Raw genomic sequence first — 6,980 nt, forward strand, 5'->3', positions numbered from 1 at the left:
CCCCCCGCCACCAGCCTCGCCCGTTCCGCCTGGTCGGTCACCCGGATCGACACCTGGTCGGTCAGATGCACGCCGTGCCGCGCGGCGAGCTCGTCGAGCGCGGCGAAGAGATCGCTACCGGCGGCCTTCCTCGTGGCCGCGAGGTCCGCGGCGAGCACCGCGGCGGACAGGCCGTCCTTGTCCCGGACCACCTCGGGGTCGACCGACAGCCCCAGGGCCTCCTCGTAGGCGAAGACCAGGCCGGTGCCCCGGCCGTCCCCCGCCCGCACCAGCCACTTGAAACCCGTCAGGGTCTCGTCGTAGCGGGCGCCGTGGGCGGCGGCGATCGAGGCCAGCATCGACGAGGAGACGATCGTCGTCGCCACCAGCGGGTCGGGGTGCGCGGCACGGTCCAGCGTGGCCAGCACGTGCTCGGCGAGCAGGGCACCGGTCTCGTCCCCCCGGAGCATCCGCCAACCACCCCCGGGCCGGCGGGCACCGACCGCGCAGCGGTCGGCGTCCGGGTCGAGCGCGATCGCGAGGTCGGCGTCGACCCGCTCCGCGAGGGCCAGGAGCAGGTCGGTGGCCCCCGGCTCCTCGGGGTTGGGGAAGGCCACCGTCGAGAAGTCGGGATCGGGTTCCGCCTGTTCCGGGACGAGGTGGACGTCGTGGAAACCCGCGGCGGCCAGTGCGCGCACCAGCGGTTCGCCGCCCACCCCGTGCATCGGGGTGGCCGCGATCCGCAGGTCCCGGGCGCTGCCCCTCGGCAGCGTTCCGACGTGCGTGAGGTACTCGGAGAGGAGGTCGCGTTCCTCCACCCGCCAGTCCTGGGACAGCGGCACGGTGAAGGCGGGACCGACCCGCTCGATGGCGGCCTCCACCTCGGAGTCGGCCGGGGGCACGATCTGGGTGCCCTCACCGTCGTACAGCTTGTACCCGTTGTCGGCCGGCGGGTTGTGCGAGGCCGTGATCTGGACGCCCGCCACCGCGCCCAACCGCCGGACCGCGCCGGCGAGCAACGGGGTGGGCAGCGGACCGGGCAGCAGCCGGGTGTCGAAACCCGCCGCGGCCAGCACCCCCGCCGCGTCGGTCGCGAACCGCTCGGACCCGTGCCGCGCGTCCCGGCCGACGACGACCACCCCACCGGCATGTCCGTGGGCGGTCAGCCAGGCGGCGACACCGGCCGTGGCACGGATGACGACCGACCGGTTCATGCCGTTGGGACCGGCGCGCAGCGGGCCGCGCAGCCCGGCGGTGCCGAAGGTCAGCGGGCCGGACAACCGGTCTGCCAGCTCCGCCTTCGCCGACTCGTCACCGGCCATCGCCGAGGCGAGCACGCGTTGCAGCTCGACGCGGTCGTCCTCGTCCACGTCCTCGGCCGCCCACCGCATCGCGGCGGTGCGCAGCGCCGGGTCGAGGCCGCTCACAACCGGCCCACCAGACGCGCGAGCAGCCCGCCCAGCCGGGTGGCGGCGGCACGTCCCTCCGCCACGACCTCCTCGTGGTTCAGCGGCTCGCCGGTGGTACCGGCCGCCAGGTTCGTCACCAGCGACAGGCCCAACACCTCGGCCCCGGCGGCCCTGGCCGCGATCGCCTCCAGCGCCGTCGACATGCCCACCAGGTCGGCGCCCAGCGTGCGGAGCATCCCGATCTCCGCCGGCGTCTCGTAGTGGGGGCCGGGCAGCTGGGCGTACACCCCCTCGGTGAGCGTCGGGTCGAGCTCGGCGGCCAACGCGCGCAGTCGGGCGGAGTACAGGTCGGTGAGGTCCACGAACCGAGGCCCCACCAGCGGGGAGAGCGCGGTCAGGTTGAGGTGGTCGCGGATCAGCACGGCCTGGCCGACGTTGAGGTCGCCGCGCAGACCACCGGCCGCGTTGGTGAGCACGACCGTGCGGGCGCCCGCCGCCACGGCGGTGCGCACCCCGTGCACGACCGGCGCGACACCCCGGCCCTCGTAGAGGTGCGTGCGGCCGAGCAGCACCAGCACCCGGGACCCGCCGAGGCGGACGGACCGGATCGCGCCGCCGTGCCCGGCGACGGCCGGCGGCACGAAGCCGGGCAGCTCCGCCATCGGCACCTCGGCGACCGGGTCGCCCAGCTCCTCGGCCGCCGGGCGCCAGCCCGAGCCGAGGACCACGGCCACCTCGTGCTCGTCCACACCGGTCCGGGCGGCCAGCTCCTCCGCTGCCCGCCCGGCCACCGCCTCGGGGGTGTGCTGGTCGGCGGGGGCCGCCCCGCCCGTCACCGTTGACTCGTCGGTCCGCACCGTCGCGGTGCCTGCGTCACTCGCCGTCACAGGGCGAAGCTTAAGGCCTCCGACCACCGGTCCGGGGCCACCGGGTTCTCCGGTTCAGGCGAGGGTGGTGAAACTGGGGGCGATCTGGTCGAACAGTTCCGTACGGCCCGCCGTCTCCGACCGCGTGTCCACCGAGACCGAGACCAACCACAGGTCGTCGCCCCGGGGCAGCAGCCGCACGTAGACCGTCCGCCGCTGCTCCGCCCCCTCCGGTTCCCGGAGGAGACCGGAGTCGACGAGTCGGTAGGTGAGCTCACGGGCCGGCTCGGCTCCGGCCGGTTCCCGCTCGGTCTCGACGGGGACGTCGAGCCCCGGAACGAACTGGCCGCCACTTCCCGCCGTCAGCTCCGGCAGGCGGTTCACGTAGTCGTCCAAGGTGTGGTCCGGGAAGAAATCCGCGAACCACTCCACCGCGACGGTGCTGGCGCCGTCCTCGGAGACGTACCGGGTGATGGAGCTGTCGGGCAGCTCCGGGTACTGCCGCTGTTCCTGGAACCGGCCCCACCCCTCGGGGAGCATCAGTTCGAACCGGCCCTCGGTGGGCGCGGTGTCCTGGCCCACCGCGCGGTCCGAGGCGAGGTCGAGGGTCGGTGCGTCGATGCTGCCCTGCCCCGGTTCGGGAGCCCGGGCGACCTCGGTCGGCAGCACGGATTCGCCGGCGACGGTCCTGACGAGCGCGAAACCCACCAGCGCCGCGACGAGGAACAGCGGAACCGCGAGCATCATCCCGCCCCGGCCGAGGCGGGGAGCACCCACCCGGCGGCCCGGTCCCGAGCCCGCCGTGTCCGAGGGAGCCGGCGGTCGGCCGCCACGCCCGTCCGAGGTCGCGCCCGGGTCCCCCGTGGGGGGAGCGGGCGTGAACGGCAGCGGGCCAGGGTCGGCGGCCAACGGCGCGGGCGGGGAGGTCTCCTCGGCACCCGGCTGACCGCCGGTGTCGCGAACGGGGAAGGGCAGCGGACCGGGATCGGCGGCCAGCGGCGCCGAGTCGTCGAGCGCTCGGATCGGCGAGGAGTCGTCGTCGACCCCCAGGCCCCCCAACGCCCCGGTGTGGGCTCCGAGCGCGCCGGTGGACTGCGCGGTGGGACGCCGGCCCCCCGGACGTCGACCCGCGGGGGACCAGCCGCCCGTCGCCCCCGCGGTGGGGGGGTTCAGGCCGGCCGCACCCGTCGCCGTCGGCGGCCGGCTCAACGCCTGTGAGCGGGTGCCCGGGCCACCGCGCGCACCGGACCGGGTTCCGCCGGCCCCCCGGGTGCCCGACCTGGTCCCCCCCGGTCCCCGGGTTCCCGTGGACGGCGGCTCGGCCGCACTGGGATCGGGCATGTCGACGTCCTCGAACACGTTCACCCCGGACTTGGGCAACAACGGCGCGAGTCGCCGGCGCACCTCGGCCAACGGCATCCGCTTGGCCGGGGCCTTGACCATCAGGCCACTGATGATCTCGGCGATGGTGCCACCGCGGCTCGCCTGGGGAACCGGGCCGTGCACCACCTCGGTGACCGTGGCCAGCGGGTCGCCCCCGGCGTCGTAGGGCGGGCGCCCCTCCATCGCCGCGTACAACGTCGCTCCCAGCCCCCACAGGTCGGCCGCGGGGCTGACCCCGCGCCCCGTGGCGACCTCGGGCGCGATGTAGGACGGCGTCCCCAGCAGCAGGCCGGTGGCGGTGAGGGTGCTCTCCGTGACGTTGCGCGCGATGCCGAAGTCGGTGAGTTTGGTCCAGCCGTCCTGGTTGACCAGCACGTTCCCGGGTTTGACGTCCCGGTGGGTGATACCGGCCCGGTGCGCCGCCTCCAGCGCCGCCGCGATGGCGTCCCCCACCACGGCGGCCTGCTGCTCGTTGATCGGGCCGTGGTGGCGCAGCACCGCGGCGAGGCTGTGCGCGAGCACGAGCTCCATGACGACGAAGGGCTCGCCCTCGTGCCGCACCACGTCGTAGAGGGTCACCACGTTGGGGTGGGAGAGCACGGCGTTGGCCCGCGCCTCGCGCATCGTGCGTTCCCGCATGGCGTCGGCCTCGGGAGCCGGCACGCCCTGGGGCAGCAGCACCTCCTTCAGCGCGACCTGTCTGCGCAGGAACTCGTCGTAGGCGACCCAGACGATGCCGGTGGCGCCCTTCCCTGACACCCGGCGGAGCCGGTACCGGCCGGCGATCACACGAGGAGTTGCGGGATCTTCCGAGTCTGTGGTGGCCACGGACACATTCTCCATGCGTTGTACTCGACTGTGCACTGTGCGATACAGACCACGGTACGAGCCTGTTCTTGGATCCGACGGTCCGAGCGGGGTGATCTCGAACCAGGGCTGGGGGGTGGGCGCGCGCCGCCCGCCGTCATTCTGCGGGCCTCGTCGCCGTGGAGACAAGATCAGGGAGGCGGTCACGACGACCAGCTCGTGCCGCCCGGCGGCTGGCCACTCCCGACCGGCGGGACGCGCCGTCCGCCCCGCCCGCCCAGGATCCGGTCACCCGGTGGTCCGGCCGGCCTCTGACCGGGGCCGGTGAACCGGGAGGCGGCGTTACCCTCGCCGCCTCGGTACCACCCCGTCCCGCCAGCCACCCACCAGCGAGCACCCCTACCACGAGGAGGCGTCCGATGTCCGCCGAGAAACGAGCCGAGTCCGGGTTCGAGGTGAAACCGGTCTACGGGCCGTCCGATGTCCGGGACGGGCTGGCCGACCGGGTCGGGGAGCCGGGCGCCTATCCCTTCACCCGGGGCGTGTACCCCACGATGTACACCCAGCGGCCGTGGACGATGCGGCAGTACGCGGGCTTCGGCACCGCCACCGAGTCGAACGCGCGCTACCACCAGTTGATCAGGGCTGGCACCACCGGCCTCTCGGTGGCGTTCGACCTGCCCACCCAGATGGGATACGACTCCGACGAGCCGGTCGCCCACGGTGAGGTCGGCAAGGTGGGGGTCGCGATCGACTCGATCGAGGACATGCGGCGCCTCTTCGCGGGCATCCCGCTCGGCGAGGTCTCCACGTCGATGACCATCAACGCGCCCGCCGCCGTGCTGCTGCTGCTCTACCAACTGGTCGCCGAGGAGCAGGGCGTCGACCCGGCCACCCTCACCGGCACCATCCAGAACGACGTCCTCAAGGAGTACATCGCCCGGGGGACCTACATCTACCCGCCGGCCCACTCGCTCCGCCTGATCACCGACATCTTCGCGTACTGCCGGGCGGAACTCCCCCGGTGGAACACCATCTCGATCTCCGGCTACCACATGGCCGAGGCCGGGGCCACTCCCGCGCAGGAGATCGCGTTCACGCTCGCCAACGGCGTGGAGTACGTGCGGGCGGCCATCGACGCCGGACTGCGGGTGGACGACTTCGCGCCCCGCCTGGCGTTCTTCTTCGTCTCCAGGACCAGCCTGTTGGAGGAGGTGGCGAAGTTCCGCGCGGCTCGGCGGATCTGGGCCCGACTGATGCGCGAGGAGTTCGGGGCGACGAACCCGAAGTCCTGGACGCTGCGGTTCCACACGCAGACCGCGGGTGTGCAGCTGACCGCGCAGCAGCCCGAGGTCAACATGGTGCGGGTGACGGTGCAGGCCATCGCTGCCGTGCTCGGCGGGACCCAGTCCCTGCACACCAACTCCTACGACGAGGCCATCGCGCTGCCGACCGAGAAGGCCGCCCGGCTGGCCCTGCGCACCCAGCAGGTGCTGGCCAACGAGACGGACCTGACCTCCACCGTCGACCCCTTCGCCGGCTCGTACGCGGTCGAGGCGATGACCGACGAGGTGGAACGCGCCGTGGTGGAGCTGATGGGCAAGGTCGAGGAGCGGGGCGGGGCGGTGGCCGCCATCGAGCAGGGCTTCCAGAAGGGCGAGATCGAGCGGACCGCGTACCAGAACGCCCTCGACATCGACTCAGGCGACCGCGTCGTCGTGGGCCTGAACCGGTACACCGTGGACGCCGAGGAGCCCTACGAGCCGCTGCGGGTGGATCCGGACATCGAGCGGACGCAGTCCCGGCGGCTCGCGGAGCTGCGTGCGGAGCGTGACGGCGAGGCGGTGCGCGTGGCGTTGGCGGAGCTCCGGGAGGCGGCCAGCGGCCGGGAGAACGTGCTGCCGCCGATGAGGAAGGCCCTCGCCGCCAGGGCGACCGTGGGTGAGGTCTGTCACTGTCTCCGGGAGGTGTGGGGACGGTACACCCCGTCGGACGTCTTCTGATCCCCACGCCATCCGGGGGCCACCCGGCCCGGTCCGGCCGCCGGGCGGCCCCCCGCCCACGACGGTGTGAAATGTCCGCTAAGTACGGGGTAAGCAGGGAGAAGACGCGGCGGCGTACCACTGCCGATCTACCCCCCGGCCCACCGTCCGCCCCTGGTGCCACGCGGTCGACCACGGGCGGCGCGGCGAGGGCGTGCGCCCGGTACGCGCCCCCGAGGATCGCGGGAAGCACCCCGGAGAACCGGTACGGTTGTTCCGGCGGCTTGCCACTGGTAGCAACCGGTTTCGCCCGGAACGGGCGATCAGTCGGGGCGGTTGTCCGGCAGGCACCACCGAGAACGTCGACCTAGGGAGCTGAGCACCACACCAGGAAGGACACCCGCTGTACCAATCGCGGACAGCGGGCGCGGGCGCCACGCGGCAGCGGAGGAGTTGTGAGGCGCACGTGAGTCCGTCCGTACGATTTTCCCGTCTTGCGCGTTCGGCGAGCGGCCCGGATGGAGGGCCGCCCGCCGCTGGCGCGGGGCGTGGCA

General features: G+C 73.6%; 4 protein-coding genes. 1 reads left to right on the top strand and 3 read right to left on the bottom strand.

What is annotated here, in order from left to right:
- The 3 genes from ACTIDRAF_RS0209055 to ACTIDRAF_RS34445 form a co-directional block, all read right to left on the bottom strand.
- Window positions 1-1,370 (bottom strand): phospho-sugar mutase (locus tag ACTIDRAF_RS0209055; RefSeq protein ID WP_157162936.1); only part of this gene is annotated, 1,370 nt, incomplete at its 3' end.
- 32 nt (window positions 1,371-1,402) lie between these two features.
- Complete coding sequence (locus ACTIDRAF_RS0209060; protein ID WP_016698415.1) at window positions 1,403-2,224, bottom strand: purine-nucleoside phosphorylase; 822 nt, start codon at window positions 2,222-2,224, stop codon at window positions 1,403-1,405.
- 105 nt (window positions 2,225-2,329) lie between these two features.
- On the bottom strand, window positions 2,330-4,480 hold the full coding sequence (locus ACTIDRAF_RS34445) for a serine/threonine-protein kinase (protein WP_085944828.1): 2,151 nt from the start codon (window positions 4,478-4,480) through the stop codon (window positions 2,330-2,332).
- 383 nt (window positions 4,481-4,863) lie between these two features.
- Here ACTIDRAF_RS34445 and ACTIDRAF_RS0209070 point away from each other — a divergent pair, with 383 nt between their 5' ends.
- Complete coding sequence (locus tag ACTIDRAF_RS0209070) at window positions 4,864-6,447, top strand: acyl-CoA mutase large subunit family protein (RefSeq protein ID WP_016698417.1); 1,584 nt, start codon at window positions 4,864-4,866, stop codon at window positions 6,445-6,447.
- The last annotated feature ends 533 nt before the right edge of the window (window positions 6,448-6,980 follow it).

The organism is Actinoalloteichus spitiensis RMV-1378 (assembly GCF_000239155.1).
In the GTDB taxonomy this organism is placed as follows: Bacteria; Actinomycetota; Actinomycetes; order Mycobacteriales; family Pseudonocardiaceae; genus Actinoalloteichus_B; species Actinoalloteichus_B spitiensis.